The sequence below is a fragment of the Pseudomonas sp. GW821-FHT02H06 genome, assembly GCF_059421525.1.
This window is the reverse complement of sequence record NZ_JBWKVD010000002.1, coordinates 448,286-467,578: the sequence shown is the minus strand read 5'-3', so window position 1 is coordinate 467,578 and position 19,293 is coordinate 448,286. Positions and strand designations below refer to the sequence as shown.

Genomic DNA, 19,293 nt, shown 5'->3' with positions numbered 1-19,293 from the left:
CCCGAGAGGCGGATCATGGCTGCAGCACCGAAGACACCAGCAGCTGCGAATACGGATGTTGCGGGTCGTCGAGGATCTGGTCGGTCAGGCCGGTTTCCACCACGTGGGAACGGCGCATGACCATCAGCCGATCGGCGAGCAGGCGGGCCACGGCCAGGTCGTGGGTGACGATCACCACCGCCAGATCCAGCTCGCGCACCAGCCCGCGCATCAGGTCGAGCAAACGCGCCTGCACCGACACGTCGAGGCCGCCGGTGGGCTCGTCCATGAACACCAGCCGTGGACCGGACACCAGATTTCGGGCGATTTGCAGGCGCTGCTGCATGCCGCCGGAAAAGGTCCGCGGCAGGTCGTCGATGCGCGCCGGGTCGATCTCCACCTGATTGAGCCAGTCCAGCCCCGCCGCCCGCAGCGCCTGATAATTGCGCACGCCCTGGGCCATCAGCCGCTCGCCGATATTGGCCCCGGCCGACACCGCCATGCGCAGGCCGTCCCGGGGGTTCTGCTCGACGAAGCCCCATTCGGTGCGCAGCAAGGTGCGCCGTTCGGCCTCGCTGGCGCTGTACAGGTCCAGCCACTGGCCGGCGCTTTTGTGGGTGTCGGCGAGGCGGTAATTGATGACGCCGCTGTCGGGCGGGCAACGGCCGCTGAGCAGTGAAAGCAGCGTCGACTTGCCGGAGCCGGACTCGCCGACGATGCCCAGCACCTCTCCGGGATAGAGCTCGAAGCTGACGTCCTGGCAGCCTTTCTCCGGGCCGTACAACTTGGTCAGGCCACGCACTTTCAGCAGCGGCTGGGTGCGGTCGCTGACGGCATCACGGTCGATCTGTTGAGCAGCATTCATCGCGCGGCCCTCCCCTGACTGACCCGTTGCGCGCAGTAGTCGGTGTCCGAGCAGACGAAGCTTTGGGTGCCCTGGTCGTCGAGGATCAGCTCGTCGAGGAACGAGTCCTGGCTGCCGCAGATGACGCAGTTGTGTTCCCACTTCTGCACTTCAAAAGGGTGATCTTCAAAATCGAGGCTGGTGACGCGGGTAAAGGGCGGCACGGCGTAAAGACGCTTCTCGCGACCGGCGCCGAACAGCATCAATGCCGGGCTCATGTCCAGCTTGGGGTTGTCGAATTTGGGGATCGGCGACGGGTCCATGACGTAGCGTTCGTCGACGGTCACCGGGTAGGCGTAGGCCGTGGCGATGTGGCCGAAGGTGGCGATGTCTTCGTAGAGCTTGACGTGCATGACGCCGTAATCATTCAGCGCGTGCATGGTGCGGGTCTCGGTTTCCGACGGTTCGATGAAGCGCAGCGGCTCGGGAATCGGCACCTGATAGACCATGATCTGGTCGGCGTGCAGCGGCGTTTCCGGGATGCGGTGGCGGGTCTGGATAATCGTCGCTTCGGGGGTGCGCTCGGTGGTGGCGACGCCGGCGGTGCGGGCGAAGAAGTGGCGAATCGACACCGCGTTGGTGGTGTCGTCGGCGCCCTGATCGATGACTTTGAGCACGTCCTCGGCGCCGAGGATCGCAGCGGTCAGTTGCATGCCGCCGGTGCCCCAGCCATAGGGCAGCGGCATTTCACGGCCACCGAAGGGCACTTGATAACCGGGAATCGCCACGGCCTTGAGCAGGCCGCGACGGATCATGCGTTTGGTCTGTTCATCCAGATAGGCGAAGTTGTACGCCTCGTCTCGCGGCGTCGGCGGTAATGGCTGTGGGCGTGGCGGCGTGGCGGCATTCATTGGGCCTGCTCCCTGGAGGGCGTGCGCAGTTTGCGGATCAGTTCCAGTTCGGCCTGGAAGTCCACGTAGTGCGGCAATTTCAAGTGCGAGACGAAACCGGCGGCTTCGACGTTGTCGCAGTGGGCCAGGACGAATTCTTCCTGCTGGGCCGGCGAGACGATTTCCTCGCTGTATTCCCCGGCGCGCAGCGAGCGGTCCACCAGCGCCATGCCCATGGCTTTGCGTTCGGCGTGCCCGAAAGCCAGGCCATAGCCGCGGGTGAACTGCGGCAGCTCGGTGGCGGAACCGACGAACTGGTTAACCATCTCGCACTCGGTCACTTCGATGGCGCCGATGGAGATCGGGAATCCCAGCTCTTCCGGCTCGATCCACACCTCCACTTCTCCCACCCGAATCTCCCCGGCAAACGGGTGGTTGCGGCCGTAGCCCCGTTGGGTCGAATAACCCAGCGCCAGCAGGAAACCTTCGTCGCCCCGGGCCAGCGCCTGCAGGCGTTCGGCGCGGCTGGCCGGGTATTCCAGTGGCTCACGGGTGATGTCGGCGACCGGCGCGCCGGTGTCCTGTTCTTCCTTGATCAGGCCTTCTTTTGCGAGCAGGCCCAGCACCCGAGGACAGTCCTGAACGATGGCATCGGCCTGGGCCTCAGGGCCGGGAAATTCGCCTTCGGCCAGCAAGGTGAAATCCAGCAAACGGTGGGTGTAGTCGAAGGTCGGGCCCAGCAGTTGCCCGCCGGGGACGTCCTTGAACGTGGCCGACAGACGACGGTTGAGCTGCATGGCCGAGGTGTCGATGGGCAGACTGGCGCTGAAGCGGGTCAGCGTGGTGCGGTAGGCGCGCAGCAGGAAAATAGCTTCAACCAGATCGCCTGCCGATTGCTTGATCGCCAGCGCCGCCAGTTCGGCGTCGTACAGCGAGCCCTCGGTCATCACCCGGGCGACAGCGAGCGGCAGTTGCTGGCGGATCTGCTCCACGCCAAGCTCGGCGACGGAGGTGTCCCCCCGGCGCTGTTTCGCCAGCAGTTTGTGGGCATTGTCGATGGCCTGTTCGCCACCCTTGACGGCGACGTACATCAGGCCACCCCTCTTGACGGCTGAGGCTTGAACAGCACCTGGGTGCTGCGCGGCAGGCCGAGCAATTCGCTGCCGGCGACGAAGAACACGTCGATTCCCCGGGGGAAGTCATTGCGCGCTTCGCGCTCCTGCCAGAACGCTTCCTGCAACGGCAGGCTGACGTGGTTTTTGCTTTCGATGCCCGGCCCGCGCCAGGCCAGTTGCGTGCCGCCCTGCAGACTCGGCAGCTGGACCAGCAGCGTGCAGGACTGATCGGGATAACGGTCGTTGCCCAGGTCGAAACCGCTGAGATCGTGCAACTGGCTGTCGTCGAGCAGCGCGAAGCGGGCGTTCTGCCGGTCGCTGACGATCGGGCAGCCACAATGGAAGGTCAGGTTGGCGCGAATGGCCTGGGTGTCGAACGCCGGCGCGAGCCACAGCGGCGTGTCGATGTCCAGCAAGGCCAGGCACAGGGCGTGGCTGGCCGCAGCAAGGCCTTCGAGGTGCGGCGGGGTTTGCGTGGCGAGCAGGCTTTGCGCGACACCGGGACCGGCCAGCGCCTTGAGGGCGGCGCGAAAACTGCGCTGGGCATCCAGCACCGGATCGGCAAATGCCGGCTGCAACAGCGAAGCGGGCAAGGATTGAGTGGCGAGAGAGGTGCTCATCAGTTTTCTCCTCTGACCAGGGTGAAGAAGTCCACTTTGGTCGCGGCGGTTTCGGCTTGTTGTTGGGCCCGGCGCAGGTCCTGCGCGCGGGCCAGGGGGGCGATCAGGTCAGTCATCCAGTGCGCCTGTTGGGCGCCCTGCAAATGCGCGTCGGCCAGGGCGGCGAGTTCGGCGTGGGCCTTGTCGCGCCCGGCCAAGTAGCTGAAGCCGGTGCGGCCGTCGGCCAGGCGCACCACGCAGCGGGTCACGGTCATCTCGCCGACGTTGAACGGCGCACCGCTGCCGCCCATGCGGCCCCGCACCAGGGTCATGCCGATTTCCGGCGCACGGATCAGTTGGTAGTCGGCGTCACGCAACGCCGCTTCGTGGGCCTGCAGTTCGGCGCGGCGGCTGCGCGAGAGCACGCCGATCCAGTGCTGGCGGGCAGCGTGGCCGGGTGTCTGGGCGTCGGGCGCGCTGGAAGAAACGGGTGTGGCAGTCATCGAGGGCATCTCCGTCAGGTGACGATCTGATACTGAAAGCGGTCGGAGCGGCTGGTGGAATGGGCTATCTCCACCGGGTTTCCGTGCGCATCGTGGGAAAGGGTGAGCACCGTCAGCGCCGGCAGGTGACGTGGCATCAGCAGTACGCTGGCCTCTTCGCGACTGGGCAGACGCGCGCCGATCAGGCTAAAGGTGCGGGTCAACGGCAACTGGCGCTCGGTGAGGAACTGGCGCACCGAACCGCTGACGTAGTCGGCGATCAACGACGCGCGGGTGGCGCAGTAGCGGTGGCGAATCAGGCAGACCGGCTGGCCGTCGAGGCGGCGCAGGGTTTGCAGTTCGATCAGCGGCGCGTGGGGTTCAAGGCCCAGATGCCCGGCCTCTTCCGCCGTCGCCGTGCAGTGACGGCGTTGCAGCAGCACCGCTTCGACGCCATGGCCCAGCGCCGCGAGGGATTCGCTGTACGCGCTGCCGGCGGCAACCGGGTACACCAGCGGACGGCCCAGCACCTGGGTGCCTTTGCCCTGGCGGCGCAGCAGGCTGCCTTCGCGCACCAACTCGTCGATGGCCCGGCGCACGGTGTGCCGGTTGACCTCAAAGCGCGCCGCCAGCTGGATTTCGGCGGGCAGGTATTCGCCGGCGGTGTAGCGGTCGAGTTCACGGCGCAGGGTTTGCGCCAGTTCGAGGTACATGGGTTCTCGGTGAAGCGGTTCGGATTGTCTAGACAACTGCATGGCTAAAAAAGGGTTAGCACCCTCTCCTGTCGTGGTCATTAGATGAACTGCTTGCGCAGGCGCTGGGAGAAGATGTCGATGACGCTCACCACCACGATGATCACCAGCAGCACCGAGCAGGTCTGGGTGAACTGGAAGGCGCGGATGTTTTCCCAGAGGATCACGCCGATCCCGCCGGCACCGACCATCCCCACCACCGTCGCCGAACGCACGTTGGATTCGAAGCGGTACAGCGCGTAGGAAATCCACAGCGGCATCACCTGCGGGATGACCCCGAAGATCACTTCCTGCAGGGCACTGGCGCCGGTGGCTCGCACGCCTTCAACGGGGCCGGGATCGATCGCTTCCACGGCTTCAGCAAACAGCTTGGCGAGCACGCCGGTGGTGCTGATCCACAGCGCCAGCACGCCCGCAAACGGGCCGAGGCCGACCGCCACCACGAAGAGCATGGCGAAGACCATTTCGTTGATCGAGCGGAACGAATCCATGACCCGGCGCAGCGGTTGATGAATCCACCACGGCGTGATGTTGTCGGCGCAGAGGATGCCCAGCGGCACCGAGCAGACGATCGCCAGCAACGTGCCCCACAGGGCGATCTGCACGGTGACGATCATTTCCTTGAGGTACGCGCGCCATTCGTGGAAGTCCGGTGGGAAGAAGTCGGCGGCGAAAGTCGCCATGTTGCCGGAGTCGCGGTACAGGGCGAGCGGGTTCATTTCCGCGCCGTGCCAGGCCCAGGCCATCATCGCCAGGAACAGGCCCCAGCCCAGGTATTGCGGCCAGCTGCGCTTGCCAGCGGCCTGGATGTAAGCAGCGTGAGTGGTCATAAAAAGTCCGGTTGCGATCGGGTGAGGCGTCATGACTGGCGCGCCGTGCCTGCACGGGGCTTACCCCCGCAGGCAGGCGCGCCCCGTGCATCAACCCGCCTTGGCGGTGCCTTGTTTTTCCAGCTCGGAAATACGGTCCTGCAGCTTCGCTAAACCCGCGTCGATGTCTTTCAGGCGGGTGGCCTTTTCTTCGGCGCTGAGGGTGGTGCTGGCCGTGGTTTCAGTCTTCTGCTTGAACAGCTCGAGCTGGCGGATGGTCAGCAACTGGTCATCCGAGGACTTTAGGAACTTGCCCATCTGCATGTTCTTCAGCACGGCCTTTTCTTCGTCGGTGTCGCCGTAGTTGGCGAAGAAGTCGCGGATCTTGTTCTTCTCCGCGTCGGACATGCCCTTGTGCCAGACCATCGGGTCGGCCGGGATCAGCGGCGATTTCCAGATCACCTTGAGCATTGCGGCCTTGTCGGGCTGAGTGACTTCCAGACGGTCCCAGCTTTCGGTGTTGAAGGTGGCGACGTCCAGTTGCCCTTTGGCCACGCTGAGGGCGTTGACTTCGTGGCTGGAATTCAGCGTCCGTTTGAAAGCGGTGGCGGCGTCGACGTGGTTCTGCGCGAACACGTAGTAGCCCGGCACCAGGTAGCCCGAGGTGGAATTCGGGTCGCCGTTGCCGAAGGTCAGTTCCTTGGCGTGCTTGAGCATGTCCTCGACCGAATTGATCGGGCTGTCCTTGCGCGCAATGATCACGCTCCAGTAGCCGGGCGCACCGTTGGCGGCGGCGGTCTGGGCGAAGATTTCGCCGCCGGAACGGTCCACCGCTTCCATGGCCGCCTTGTTGCCCAGCCAGGCCACGTCGACCTTGTTGAAACGCATGCCCTGAATCAGGCCGGCATAGTCGGAGGCGAAGGTGGCGTTGACTTTAAGCCCGGTCTTTTTCGACATGTCGTCGAGGAACGGCTGCCACACGCTTTTCAGGTTCTGCGACGACTCGGTGGACATGATGCCGAAGTTGATGACGTTGTCGTCGGCCTGCGCGTTGCCCAGCAGGCAACCGGCAACGACAGCGGCAGACGCGAAGACGCGCCCGATACGGTTCAACATGGGAAACTCCCGGAGCTGGTTTTGGGTGTGGGGTTGGGTGTTGTCTGTTACCGGTGCCGCCACTGAGTCAGGCGCGAGCCATCATCAGTCGCGACGGTCGTTCGGTGTCCCGCGCGCTGCCGTCGAACATCAGGCTGGTGTCGGCGTCGGCGCCATACAGGTCGTTGAGGAACTGGCTGTTGAGCTCGGCGCCGTCGCCGTCGAAGTGAATCCGTCCGCCCTTGAGCGCCACGGCACGCGGGCAATAGCGCACGGCGTAATCCACCTGATGCAGGGTGACGACGACCGTCTTGCCGTCCCGACGATTGATGTCGGCGAGGATTTCCATGACTTTGCGCGCCGACTCGGGGTCGAGGGAGGCAATGGGCTCGTCGGCGAGAATGACTTCGGCCTGCTGGGTCAGCGCGCGGGCGATAGCCACCCGCTGCTGCTGGCCGCCGGACAGGGTCGAAGCCCGCTGCGGCGCCAGATCGGCAAGGCCGACGCGGTCAAGGTTGGCCATGGCCCGGGCCTTTTCCTCGGCGTTGAACAGCCCCAGGCTGCCACGCCAGCGCGGCATACGGCCCAGACAGCCGAGGAGCACGTTGTCGAGCACGCTCAGGCGATTGACCAGATTGAATTGCTGAAAGATGTAGCCGATGTCGGCCCGCAGGCGGCGCACTTTGCCGTTCAGCCGGCCCGAGGCCTGCACTTCGCGGCCCAGCACCTGGACGCTGCCGCCGTTGCTGCGATCGCAACAGGCCAGACCGGCCAGATGGCGCAACAGCGTGGATTTGCCGGAACCGGAAGCGCCGATCAGCGCAACCATTTCCCCGTGTTGTATAGACAATGCAAGGTCAACCAAAGCGGTCTTTCGGGCGAATGTCTTGTTCAAGCGGTCGACGTCGATGGCTGCGGTCATGGGCTTCTCTGGTGTTGTGATTCCAGCGTCCTGCCGGGGATGAATGATCCGCCGCACGACCGTCCTTGGCCGCGTTCGGTGCGAGTGACATTAGGGGCAGCCTGTGGCAGTTCCATGAATCGACGATGACGGCGGCGTTTCACTTCGGAGACGGTTTGATGCGGGATTTTTCGGGGGGTTTGTGGACATCACGAGGTTAAAGGGCGGTCTAGCGGCTGTGCAGGCTAGACAAGTTGGAGGGTTGTTGAGGATTCAGTGGAGGGGATTGCGGAAGGGCTGAAACAAATAATTCGTGCCGTTGGTCCGTTGGCACAACGCGATGCCTCTGGTGGGACCGGCTTTAGCCGGGAAAGCGTCGGATGTCGGGCCGCAGAATTGAGGGTGTGCAGGCTGGCCTCTTCCCGGCTGAAGCCGGTCCCACTATGGACATGCGTTTCGACCGTAGGACTGGCTTTAGCCGGGAAAGCGTCGGGTGGCGCGCTGTAGAAGTGAGGGTGTGCAAACTGGCCTCTTCCCGGCTGAAGCCGGTCCCACTATGGACATGCGTTTCGACCGTAGGACTGGCTTTAGCCGGGAAGGCGTCGGGGGTCGCGCTGCGGGATTAGGGGTGTGAAGGCTGGCGTGTTCCCGGCTGAAGCCGGTCCTACTACGCGTGCTTTGATTTGCTTTTGATCTTCATACGCAAAAGGCTCAGTCACCGCCAATCGCGACTTGGGTGCAGGCCGAACGCAGACGACGCGCAGTGGGTCGAGCCGCATGGATGCGGCGAGAGCGCCGTTGCGGACATGGATGTCCGTTCGGCGCGGGCCCACGGAGCGTCGTCGGAGTGAGGGTATTCCGACGAAGGAGGAACCCAACCGAGAGCAAGCACCCTTGGTTACTTGGGGTGCTTTTCCAAGTAACTCGCCGAAGGCGAAACAGTCTGCCCCCAGGCAGACGCCCTTGATCTAGATCCGGAAAGTGCCGACCAGATGCTGCAGCCGTGCCGTCTGATGCTCCAGATGCGCACAAGCATCCAGAGTAGATTTCAGGTTATCGACGCCCTCCTGATTCAGCGTATTGATCTCCGTAATGTCGACATTGATCGACTCCACCACCGCCGTCTGCTCCTCGGTCGCGGTCGCCACCGACTGGTTCATGCCATCGATCTCACTGATCCGGCGGGTCACGCTATTGAGCCGTTCGCCCGCCTGATTGGCGATGGTCACACTATTCTCGCTCTGGCGCTGGCTCTCGGTCATGTTGATCACCGCATCGCGCGCGCCGACCTGCAACTCCTCGATCATGCCCTGCACCTGCTGCGCCGAATCCTGGGTGCGGTGCGCCAGATTCCTCACCTCGTCCGCCACCACCGCAAAACCACGCCCCGCTTCCCCTGCCCGCGCCGCTTCGATGGCGGCATTGAGCGCCAGCAGGTTGGTCTGCTGAGAAATACCGGTAATCACTTCCAGAATCTGCCCGATGTTGGCGGTCTTGTTGTTCAGCGTTTCAATGTTGGCGCACGACTCGCTGATCTTCTCCGACAGCTGATTCATCGCCGTGATGGTCTGGCTGACAACGCCCTGCCCTTCGCTGGCCAGTTGCGTGGCCTCGCTGGAATGCTGTGATGCCAGCGCGGCGTTCTGGGCGATTTCCTGAGCGGCGGCGCCGAGCTGGTTGATCGCGGCGGCCACACTGCTGGTGCGGCTGGTCTGCTGATCGGAATTGCCCATCGACGAGTTCGAGGCACCGACCACGCGGGCCGCGACTTCACCCAGCTGCCCGGCGGTGGAGGCCACTTCGCGGATCGAGCCGTGAATACGCTCCACAAAACGGTTGAACGACTGCGCCAGCGCGCCAAACTCATCCTGGGACACGATGGCCAGACGCATGGTCAGGTCGCCTTCTCCGTCGGCGATGTCCTGCATCGCCCGGCCCATCTGGTGCAACGGCTGCATCAGCACGCGGATCAACAGGCCCAGCAGCACCATGATGATCGCCACAGCGATGACCATCGCGAAAATTGCCGAAGAGCGGAATTCGCTCAGCATCGAGTAGGCCGCGTCGCGGTCAAGCACCAGCGCCACGTACCAGTTCGCCGACGACAGCCCCTCCACCTTGGTAAACGAGATGATCTGCGCCTTGCCGCCGGACTCGATTTCCGCCACGCCCGGCGCGATGGTTGGCGCACCGCTCGGATAGGCTTCGCTGACGTTCTTGAGGATCAGCTTGCTGTCCGGGTGAATCAGAATCTTGCCGTCGGCGCTGACGATGTACGCATAACCGTGGCCGCCGAAGTTCAGCGAGTTGATGGTCTTGCTGATGGCGTCCAGGGAAATGTCCGCACCCGCGACGCCGATCATCTGCCCTTGCTGGCGGACCGGCGTGGCCAGTGTCACCACCAGCTTGCCCGACGAAGCGGCGATGTACGGCTCGGTGACGATAATGCCCTGCGCCGCATCGGCCGCCTTGTACCAGCCACGGGCCCGCGGGTCATAGTCGGCCGGGCGATTGCCCGTCGGCACGGAGAACATCACGCCGTCCTTGCTGCCGAAATAACTGAGCTGGAAATTGTCCGGATACACCGGCAAACCGATCGCCCGCTGCAAGCTGCCCTGGGCCGGACCGTCGACCGCGATCTGCTGGGCCATGGAGTTGAGCAACTGCGTGCGGCTGTCGAGCCAGGTTTGAATGTTTTGCGTGGTCAGACTGCCCATCTGTTGAAGTTCGGAGGCGACGCTGTTCTTCAGGGTTTCGCGCTGGCGATAATCGTTCACCAGAATAAAACACGAGAAAGCAACTACCACGATGAGTGCAGCGGCCAGCAAGATCTTTTTGCTGAAACCCAGACGTTTGATCATATGCGTGTGTCCATAACAGAGATGACAGCGACAAGAGTGCGATGCCGATAGGTGCGCTGCGCTTTGCACGGGTGCTGCAGGAAAGAGAAGGCACGGCCTGAAAGATGTTTCGGCAGCGAACCCGGGGAATTTAGGGCCGGTTGTCGATGAAAGTTGAGTGCTGTTCTATGAGGGGAGAAATAGTTCAACTTCAATTCAATTGCGGGGCATTAGTTCAAGTAGTGGATCCAATAAAGACCGTTGGTTGTATAGGGCTTATATAACCGAGCTAAATACAGGCAGGTTTAATAGCCAATCTGTTTGCGCAGCCAATTGCGACCGACTCCGACGGTAGGACCAGCTTCAGCCGAGAAGTTTTTGAGGGATCACACCCGATCGGTCATCGCTGCCATGGCCACGGAGGTGGCAGCGGTGCGGGTTTCGACGCCGAGTTTGATGTAGATGTGTTCCAGGTGTTTGTTCACCGTTCGCGGGCTCAGTTGCAGGATGTCGGCGATGTCTTTGTTGGTTTTGCCGCAGGACACCCAGCGCAGCACTTCGATTTCCCGGTCGGTGAGCTGGAAGCGGCGGGACAATTTGCCGTAGGCGGATTTGTCTTCGAACGTCACCGGCTGCGACGCCGTGCGGGCGGTTTGCAGGATGCGCGCGGTGCGCAAATGTGAAGCGACCCGGGCCAGCACTTCGGCGCACTCGATCGGCTTGGTGACATAGTCGATGGCGCCGGCCTCGAAACCCTGCACCACGTGCTCGCTGTCGGTCAGCGCGGTCATGAACAGCACGGGGATGTTGGCGGTGTCCGGTTGCGCCTTGATCTGGCGGCAGGTGTCGAAGCCATTCAGGCCGGGCATCATCGCGTCCAGCAGAATCAGGTCCGGACGCCGACGCTGGATGCGGGTCAACGCACTGTGCCCGTCCAGCGCCACCAGCACCATGTACCCCGCCTCGTCCAGCGCATCGGACAGCAGCGCCAGGTTATCGGGTACGTCATCGACGATCAGGATGACGCCGTTTTCAGCGGCTCGGGTCATGGCGTCCATTAAGGGCCTCCTTCAGTTGAAGACTGAGTTCATCCAGGCGAAAACCGGACGCCAGGGTTCGCAGGCCGGTGACAAAACCGGCGCTGTAGGTGTTCTCGCGCTCGATGGCGTCGAGTTTTTGTTGAATGCCACGGATGTAGCCCAGGCCGCACAGTTCATACAGCTCTTCCAGATCCTCCCGCGACGGCAACACTCCCGGCGTCTGCACGAGCAACGGGGCGCTGCGCAAACGCCGCTGCCAGGTCAGTTGCAGGTGGTGCTGAATGCGGTCCAGCAGTTGCGGCAAATGCAGGGGTTTGGCCAGGTAGTCATTGCACACCTGCAGGCTGCGTTCCTTTTCATCGGCGAAGGCATTGGCGTTGGCCGACAGCACGATGATCGGCGCCAGGGACAGCGCGTTGCGGCGGATCATGCGACTGGTCGCCCAACCGTCCATGTCCGGCATGGACAGGTCCATCAGGATCAGGTCCGGGTGCAGCAGCGACACCTGCCTGACCGCCTCTTGCCCGTTGGCCGCCTGCGCCACGTCAAAGCCCAGCGGCATGAGCATGCCGCTGATGACCTTGCGGTGCTCGATGTGATCGTCCACCACCAGAATCAGCCGCCGCGAACCGTCGTAACCGATGACGTCGTGGTTGACGTCGATGATCGCCTTGGGCACCCGCACTTCGGACAGGAACAGCCGCACCTGAAACCGTGTCCCTTCCTCGGGCTGGCTGCTGACGGACAGGGCGCCGCCCATCAACGCCGTGAGCATCCGCGTGATGGTCAGCCCCAGCCCCACGCCGTTGTCTTGCCGTACCAGCCCGCCCCGTTCGAACGGCTGGAAAATCCGTTCGATCTGTTCCGGCGCGATGCCGATCCCGGTGTCGATGATGTCGAAGGTCGCTGTTTCACGCCGGTAACTGACGCGCAGGCAGACTTCTCCGCTGTCCGTGAAGTTGATCGCGTTGCCCAGCAGGTTGATCAGAATCTGCCGCACCCGCTTCTCGTCGCCGCGCACCACTTCCGGCATGCGTCCGATCAGCTCCAGTCGAAAGTGCAGGCCTTTCTCCCGGGCCGTGCTGGCGAACATTTTCTCCAGATCGTCGAGAAACTCCTGGAACAGGATTTCCGTCGGCTCCAGCCGCAGCTTGCCGGCTTCGATCTTGGCCACGTCCAGCAGGCCGTCGATCAGCGACAGCAAATGCGAACTGCTGCGCATGATGGTCGCCAGGGAATCGAGGTGTTTACTCGGGGTGGCGACGTCCCGCTGCAAGATCTGGGTGAAACCGAGAATGCTGTTGAGCGGCGTGCGCAGCTCGTGGGAAAGCCCGGTGACGTAGCGACTCTTGGCGGCGTTGGCGGCCTCCGAAGCTTCCTTGGCCTCCTGCAGCGCCTGATCGGTTTTGTGGTGCGCCTCGATTTCCTGCATCAGCAACGCTGTCTGCCGCTCGGATTCTTCCAGGGCCACGCGCCGGCTCTCCCGGGTCAGCACCACCCACCAGGCCAGTACGCCGGCGAACACGCAAAAGGTCAGGAACGCTTTGAGAAACGCCAGCATCAGGGTGTGATGCACCTGCGGTGATTGATCGATCAGCCCATGTGAGACCTGGCTGTAAATCATCGTCAGCGCCCCGGTCAGGGTCAGCACCAACACGGTGAGCAGGCCCAGGTAGTGCGCCAGCCGGGTGTGCAGGTACTGGCGCGGCAAGCGGGGCAGCAGGCGGCCGATCAGGTCCTCGAATTGCATCGACAGCCGCGAGCGGGTTTTGCATTGATCGCCGCAACGGGCGTCCAGCGAACAGCACAACGAGCAGATGGGCGAACCGTACGCCGGGCACCAGGCCATGTCCTGGGTTTCAAAACGGTTGCTGCACACGCCACAGCGCAGGCTGGTCTGGCGGCCAAGGGGGAACAGCAGACCGGGGTCGCTTTCCCTGGCGATGTAGTAACGGCCTTTGGTCAGCCAGGCGATCAACGGCGCCGCGATCAGGGCGCTGGTCAGGGAAATCAGCGGCGGCGCAGCCCGCGCCACCTCCCCCAGCGCACCGAAATGGGCACACATCGACAACAATGAGGCAATGAACATCGCGCCGACGCCCACCGGGTTGATGTCGTAGAGGTGCGCGCGTTTGAATTCAATGTACTTGGGCGACAGGCCGAGAGGCTTGTTGATCACCAGATCGGCCACCAGCGCGCCGATCCAGGCGATGGCGACGTTGGCGTACAGGCCGAGCACTTCCTCGATGGCATCGAACACGCCCAGTTCCATGAGGATCAGCGCGATAGCGACGTTGAACACCAGCCAGACCACCCGGCCCGGATGGCTGTGGGTGACCCGGGCAAAGAAGTTCGACCAGGCCAGGGACCCGGCGTAGGCATTGGTCATGTTGATCTTGATCTGGGAAATGATCACGAACAGCACCATGGCCGCCAGCGCCCATTCCGGCGAGGCAAACACGTCGTTGAACGCCACCAGGTACATCTGCGTCGGCTCGGCCGCGCGCTCGATGGGCACTTGATGTTGCAGGGCGAGGAAGGCGAGAAAGGCGCCGGCCATGATTTTCAGGCCGCCGGGGATGACCCAGCCGGGCCCGGCCATCAGCACCGCGGCCCACCAGCGTTTGCGGTTGCGGCGGTTTTTTTCCGGCATGAAGCGCAGGTAGTCCACCTGCTCGCCGATCTGCGTCACCAGGGACAACGCCACGCTGAACGCGGCACCGAACAGCAGCAGATTGAACGTGCCGCCCTCGCCCTCCCGGCCGGCAAAGGTGGTGAGGTCGGACAGCGCGTCGGGGTTTTTCCAGATCACGAACACGTAGGGCACGATCAGTAACGTCAGCCACAACGGTTGCGACCACATTTGCAGGCGACTGATCAGGGTGATGCCGTAGGCCACCAGCGGGATGACGATGATCGAGCAAATCACGTACGCCAGCGCCAGCGGAATGTGGGTGTACAGCTCCAGCGCCAGCGCCATGATGGCCGCTTCCAGGGCGAAGAACAGGAAGGTGAAACTGGCGTAGATCAACGAGGTGATGGTCGAGCCGATGTAGCCGAAGCCGGCGCCACGGGTCAGCAGGTCCATGTCCACGCCATAGCGCGCGGCGTAGTAGCTGATGGGCAGCCCGGTGAGAAAGATCACCACCGTCATGGCGATGATGGCCCACAAGGTGTTGGTGAAGCCGTAGCTCATCACCAGCGCGCCGCCGATGGCTTCCAGTGCCAGGAACGACACGGCCCCGACAGCCGTGTTGGCGATGCGGAATTCCGACCATTTGCGAAAGGACTTGGGCGTGAAACGCAACGCGTAGTCTTCCATGGTCTCGTCGGCGACCAGACGATTGTAATCGCGGCGCACCTTGATGATGCGTTGAGAGCCGGAGGGTCGCACTGAGGGGTTCCTGATGAGAGAGAGCGAATTCGCCACTCACCGTCCTTGCTGGCGCGAAACTGAGAACTGTGTTCAAACAGCAACTTCTGTGCCGCGGGCGCAATCATGCCTCGGTCCGGCGTTCCCGGCCCTACGTCAAATGACGTACGCGCATACGTCACGCTGCGTATACCTCGATTCCCGCGCCCGCCTCATCCTTGCTCGCAGCTCGCGACGGACCCTTATTCGGCCGTCGCGAATCACCAGCACAGGAGCGGGAACATGGATTCACGACTGACAGGCCCCACGCGCTTTTTCCCCCGACGCCTGGCATTGGGGGCGGCAGCCCTTTCGCTGATCGCCGCCAGCGTGTTCAGCCAGATGACCCTGGCCGACGACGTCAACACCACCGGCCTGGCCGTCACGCCGACCGAAGTGACCGTCGGCCAGCTGCACTCGGCCACCGGCACCATGGCGATCTCCGAAACCGGTTCGATCCAGGCCGAACGCCTGGCCATCGACCAGATCAACGCGTCGGGCGGCATCCTCGATCGCCAGATCAAAATCGTGCAGGAGGACGGCGCGTCCGACTGGCCGACCTTCGCCGAGAAAGCCCGCAAGCTGCTGGTCAACGACAAGGTGGCCACGGTGTTCGGCTGCTGGACCTCGGCGTCGCGTAAAGCGGTGTTGCCGGTGTTCGAGAAAGAAAACGGCCTGTTGTACTACCCGACCTTCTACGAAGGGCTGGAACAGTCGAAAAACGTGATCTACACCGGGCAGGAAGCGACCCAGCAGATCCTTGCCAGCCTGGACTGGATCGCCAAGACCAAGGGCGCCAAGACCTTTTACCTGATCGGTTCGGATTACATCTGGCCGCGCACCTCGATGAAGATCGCCCGCAAGCACATCGAAAACGTGCTCCACGGCACGGTCGTCGGCGAAGACTACTACCCGCTGGGCAATACCCAGTTCGGTTCGCTGATCAACAAAGTCAAATTGAAGAAACCTGACGTGGTGTTCGCGGCGGTCGTGGGCGGCTCCAACGTGGCGTTCTACAAGCAGCTCAAAGCCGCTGGCGTCGATTCCACCAAGCAGACGCTGTTGACCCTCTCGGTCACCGAAGACGAACTGCTGGGCATTGGCGGCGAGAACATGAAGGGCTTCTACGCGTCGATGAAGTACTTCCAGAGCCTGGATAACCCCAACAACAAAGCGTTCGTTGAGGCGTTCAAGGCCAAGTACGGCAAGGATTCGGTGATGGGCGACGTGACCCAGGCCGCCTACCTCGGTCCGTGGTTGTGGAAAGCCGCGGTGGAGAAAGCCGGCAGCTTCGACGTCGACAAAGTGGTGGCGGCGTCCCCGGGCATCGAGCTGAAAACCGCGCCCGAAGGCTACGTGAAGATTCACGAAAACCACCACCTGTGGAGCAAGACCCGCATCGGTGAAGTCCAGGCCGATGGCCAGTTCAAGGTGGTTTACGAGTCGGAATTGATTGAGCCGAATCCGTTTCCGAAGGGTTACCAGTAATTGCTGCTGACATGGCGCGCTGATCGTTCCCACGCTCTGCGTGGGAATGCCGGTCCGGCCGCTCTGCGGCCATGCAGGACGCGGAGCGTCCGGGGATGCGTTACCACGCAGAGCGTGGGAACGATCAGGCGCCCCTCTACCTTTCACCTCGGAGACCATCATCATGGAATGGCTATCGGAATTTGGTGCCATCGCGGCCATGCAGGGGTTCAACGGGCTTTCCGTGTTCTGCGTGCTGTTGTTGATGGCCTTGGGGCTGGCGATCATTTTTGGTCAGATGGGCGTGATCAACATGGCCCACGGTGAATTCCTCACCATCGGCGCCTACACCACTTACCTGCTGTCGACCCTGGTACAGACCTATTGGCCGTGGATGCAGCCGTACTATTTCTTCTTTGCCATCGCGTTGTCGTTCGTGGTGGCCGGTGCCGTGGGTTGGGTGGTGGAGTGGGTGATGATCAGTCGCCTCTACCACCGACCGCTCGACACCCTGCTGGCAACATGGGGCCTGTCCCTGGTGATGCAGCAAGCGTTCCGTTCCATCTTCGGCGCCCGTGAAGTCAGCGCCAACCCGCCCGAATGGCTGATGGGCGCGGTCAACCTCACCGACGCCATTGAAATCCCGCGCAACGGCCTGTTCGTCATGGGCCTGACCGTGCTGATGACCGGCGGGATTTTTCTCATGCTGTACCGCAGCCGCTGGGGGTTGCACGTCCGCGCCACGGTGCAGAACCGCATCATGAGCCGGGCGGTGGGCATCAACACCCGCAAGGTCGACCGCATGACCTTCGCCCTGGGCTGCGGCGTTGCTGGGGTCGCGGGCGCAGCGTTCACCACCATCGGTTCCACCGGCCCCACCGCCGGCTCCCTGTACATCGTCGACACCTTTCTGGTGGTGGTTTTCGGCGGCGCGGCCAGCCTGTTCGGCACCATTGCCTCGGCGTTCGCCATTGCCCAGACCCAGTCCCTGTCGGAGTTCTTCATGAGTGGCTCGATGGCCAAGGTCCTGACCCTGTCCATCGTGATCCTGATCCTGTTGATGCGCCCCCAGGGGTTGTTTGCCAGCAAGGTTCGTAAATAAGTGTGCGCCAGAGAGGTAGCCCCATGAACGCGCTAAATAAAATGCTCGGTGGACGCCAGGGCGTGGTCGGCCTGCTGATCCTCGCGGCCCTGATCCTGGTGGTCTTCCCCCTGACTCTGGACGCCTTTCGCCTGAACATGGTCGGCAAATACCTGACCTACGCGTTCGTTGCCGTGGGCCTGGTGTTGTGCTGGGGGTACGGCGGCATTCTCAGCCTGGGGCAAGGGGTGTTCTTCGGCCTGGGCGGCTACTGCATGGCGATGTTTCTCAAGCTGGAAGCATCTGATCCGGAGAGCACCAAAATCCAGTCGACCCCGGGCATTCCGGACTTCATGGACTGGAACCAGATCACCGAACTGCCCTGGCTGTGGGTGCCGTTTCACAGCTTCACGTTCACGGTGATGGCGGTCATCGTGTTGCCGGTGCTGCTGGCGTTGATCATTGGCGTCGCGCTGTTCAGACGCCGGGTGGGCGATGTGTATTTTTCCATCGTCACCCAGGCCATCGCGTTGATCCTCACGGTGCTGATCATCGGCCAGCAAGGCCTGACCGGCGGGATCAACGGCATCACCGATCTCAAGACCCTGCTGGGGTGGGACATCCGCAGCGACAGCGCCAAACTGCTGTTGTACTTCATCAACGCAGGCCTGCTGTTCGCCTGCATCCTGTTCGGCAAATTCATCCTCCATTCCAAACTCGGCCGGCTGCTGATGGCCATGCGCGACAAGGAAGAGCGGGTGCGGTTTTCCGGTTACGACGTGGCGGCGTTCAAGGTCTTCGTGTACTGCGTCGCGGCGTGTTTCTCGGCCATCGGCGGGGCCATGTTCGCCTTGCAGGTGGGGTTCATGTCGCCCTCGTTCGTGGGCATCGTGCCGTCCATCGAGATGGTGATCTTCGCCGCCGTCGGTGGGCGCATGTCGCTGCTGGGCGCGGTGTACGGCTCGCTGCTGGTGAACTACGGCAAGACCTATTTCTCCGAGTCGTTCCCCGAATTGTGGCTGTACCTCATGGGCGGGCTGTTCATCGCTGTGGTCATGTATTTCCCCAACGGCCTGGCCGGTTTGTGGGAGAGCCACGGGCGCAAATGGTTGGCGGGCTTCACGCGCAAGCCGGCACCGGTGATTGCCTCCCCGGCCCCGGTCATCACGCCACCCCCCGCCCCCGCTGACAAGAAAGCCGCCAGCCCGCTGGAGATTCAGCCATGACCCGCCCGACAGGCTTTCAGATGAACAAACCGGTCCTGGCCATTGAGGGCCTGACCGTGTCCTTCGACGGTTTCAAGGCGGTGGATGACCTCAACCTGTACATCGACCGCAACGAAGTGCGGGTGGTGATCGGCCCCAACGGCGCAGGGAAGACCACGGTGCTCGACCTGATCTGCGGCAAGACCCGGGCCACGGGCGGCAGCATCCAGTTCAAGGACCGCGAGCTGACCACCATGAACGAGTACGACATCGTCCGTGCCGGGGTCGGACGCAAGTTCCAGACGCCGTCGATCTACGACAACCTGAGCGTGTTCGAGAACCTGGAGATGTCGTTTCCGGCGGGGCGCTCGGTCTTCGGCGCGCTGTTCTTCAAGCGCACCCAAGAGGTGCTGGACCGGGTCAATCAAGTGGCCGCCGACATCTTCCTCGGTGACCGGCTGCAGCAGCAGGCGGGCCTGTTATCCCACGGCCAGAAGCAGTGGCTGGAGATCGGCATGTTGCTGATGCAGGACCCGGAACTGCTGATGCTCGACGAGCCGGTGGCGGGCATGAGCGTCAGCGAGCGGGCGCAAACCGCCGACCTGTTGAATCGCATCAGCCAGGGCCGTTCGGTGCTGGTGATCGAGCACGACATGGAGTTCGTCAAGAGCATCGCCCACAAGGTCACCGTGCTGCATCAGGGCAAGGTACTGGCCGAAGGCAGCATGGAGTCGGCGCAGAACAACCCGAAAGTCATCGAAGTCTATCTGGGCCATTGAGGA

16 protein-coding genes and 1 pseudogene are annotated in these 19,293 nt (G+C 62.9%); 4 read left to right on the top strand and 13 right to left on the bottom strand.

Features of this window, described 5'->3' with window-relative positions:
* Positions 1–13: 13 nt before the first annotated feature.
* From phnK to AC07VF_RS05160, 13 genes and pseudogenes are all read right to left on the bottom strand, one after another.
* On the bottom strand, positions 14–844 hold the full coding sequence (phnK, locus tag AC07VF_RS05220; RefSeq protein WP_495009799.1) for a phosphonate C-P lyase system protein PhnK: 831 nt from the start codon (positions 842–844) through the stop codon (positions 14–16).
* Positions 841–1,734 carry an alpha-D-ribose 1-methylphosphonate 5-phosphate C-P-lyase PhnJ gene (locus AC07VF_RS05215; RefSeq protein WP_495009798.1) on the bottom strand — a complete coding sequence of 298 codons (894 nt, stop codon included), beginning with the start codon at positions 1,732–1,734 and terminating at the stop codon, positions 841–843. Before AC07VF_RS05215 ends, phnK begins: the two co-directional genes overlap by 4 nt.
* Positions 1,731–2,804, bottom strand: coding sequence for a carbon-phosphorus lyase complex subunit (locus AC07VF_RS05210; RefSeq protein WP_495009797.1), 1,074 nt, complete (start codon positions 2,802–2,804; stop codon positions 1,731–1,733). The genes AC07VF_RS05215 and AC07VF_RS05210 overlap by 4 nt, the downstream gene beginning before the upstream one ends.
* Complete coding sequence (phnH, locus tag AC07VF_RS05205; protein ID WP_495009803.1) at positions 2,804–3,421, bottom strand: phosphonate C-P lyase system protein PhnH; 618 nt, start codon at positions 3,419–3,421, stop codon at positions 2,804–2,806. Before phnH ends, AC07VF_RS05210 begins: the two co-directional genes overlap by 1 nt.
* Before the next feature lie 26 nt (positions 3,422–3,447).
* Complete coding sequence (phnG, locus tag AC07VF_RS05200; protein WP_282370656.1) at positions 3,448–3,930, bottom strand: phosphonate C-P lyase system protein PhnG; 483 nt, start codon at positions 3,928–3,930, stop codon at positions 3,448–3,450.
* Positions 3,931–3,944: 14 nt separating this feature from the next.
* The gene (gene phnF / locus AC07VF_RS05195) at positions 3,945–4,664 is read right to left on the bottom strand and encodes a phosphonate metabolism transcriptional regulator PhnF (protein ID WP_282370654.1); all 720 of its coding nucleotides are present in this window, start codon (positions 4,662–4,664) and stop codon (positions 3,945–3,947) included.
* A gap of 38 nt (positions 4,665–4,702) precedes the next feature.
* Complete coding sequence (gene phnE, locus AC07VF_RS05190) at positions 4,703–5,491, bottom strand: phosphonate ABC transporter, permease protein PhnE (protein WP_122535792.1); 789 nt, start codon at positions 5,489–5,491, stop codon at positions 4,703–4,705.
* 90 nt (positions 5,492–5,581) lie between these two features.
* Entirely contained in the window at positions 5,582–6,586 is a 1,005-nt protein-coding gene (gene phnD, locus AC07VF_RS05185) for a phosphonate ABC transporter substrate-binding protein (RefSeq protein ID WP_495009796.1), read from the bottom strand.
* A gap of 67 nt (positions 6,587–6,653) precedes the next feature.
* Positions 6,654–7,487, bottom strand: a complete 834-nt coding sequence (gene phnC, locus AC07VF_RS05180) for a phosphonate ABC transporter ATP-binding protein (RefSeq protein WP_495009795.1) — start codon at positions 7,485–7,487, stop codon at positions 6,654–6,656.
* A gap of 947 nt (positions 7,488–8,434) precedes the next feature.
* Entirely contained in the window at positions 8,435–9,199 is a 765-nt protein-coding gene (locus AC07VF_RS05175) for a methyl-accepting chemotaxis protein (RefSeq protein ID WP_407073227.1), read from the bottom strand.
* A 93-nt stretch (positions 9,200–9,292) separates the two neighbouring features.
* A pseudogene (locus tag AC07VF_RS05170) lies at positions 9,293–10,327 on the bottom strand (HAMP domain-containing protein); the annotation flags it as partial.
* A gap of 365 nt (positions 10,328–10,692) precedes the next feature.
* Entirely contained in the window at positions 10,693–11,364 is a 672-nt protein-coding gene (locus tag AC07VF_RS05165) for a response regulator (protein WP_192172203.1), read from the bottom strand.
* Complete coding sequence (locus AC07VF_RS05160; protein WP_495009794.1) at positions 11,339–14,740, bottom strand: ATP-binding protein; 3,402 nt, start codon at positions 14,738–14,740, stop codon at positions 11,339–11,341. The genes AC07VF_RS05165 and AC07VF_RS05160 overlap by 26 nt, the downstream gene beginning before the upstream one ends.
* A 261-nt stretch (positions 14,741–15,001) precedes the next feature.
* On the opposite strand from AC07VF_RS05160, the gene urtA reads away from it, so the two are divergent.
* The 4 genes from urtA to urtD all read left to right on the top strand — a co-directional run bounded on the left by urtA (position 15,002) and on the right by urtD (position 19,290).
* Positions 15,002–16,246, top strand: coding sequence for an urea ABC transporter substrate-binding protein (urtA, locus tag AC07VF_RS05155; RefSeq protein ID WP_495009793.1), 1,245 nt, complete (start codon positions 15,002–15,004; stop codon positions 16,244–16,246).
* A 163-nt stretch (positions 16,247–16,409) separates the two neighbouring features.
* Positions 16,410–17,327, top strand: a complete 918-nt coding sequence (gene urtB, locus AC07VF_RS05150; RefSeq protein WP_495009792.1) for an urea ABC transporter permease subunit UrtB — start codon at positions 16,410–16,412, stop codon at positions 17,325–17,327.
* A gap of 23 nt (positions 17,328–17,350) precedes the next feature.
* Positions 17,351–18,532, top strand: a complete 1,182-nt coding sequence (gene urtC / locus AC07VF_RS05145; RefSeq protein WP_495009791.1) for an urea ABC transporter permease subunit UrtC — start codon at positions 17,351–17,353, stop codon at positions 18,530–18,532.
* Positions 18,529–19,290 carry an urea ABC transporter ATP-binding protein UrtD gene (urtD, locus tag AC07VF_RS05140; protein ID WP_495009790.1) on the top strand — a complete coding sequence of 254 codons (762 nt, stop codon included), beginning with the start codon at positions 18,529–18,531 and terminating at the stop codon, positions 19,288–19,290. Before urtC ends, urtD begins: the two co-directional genes overlap by 4 nt.
* Positions 19,291–19,293 lie beyond the last annotated feature (3 nt).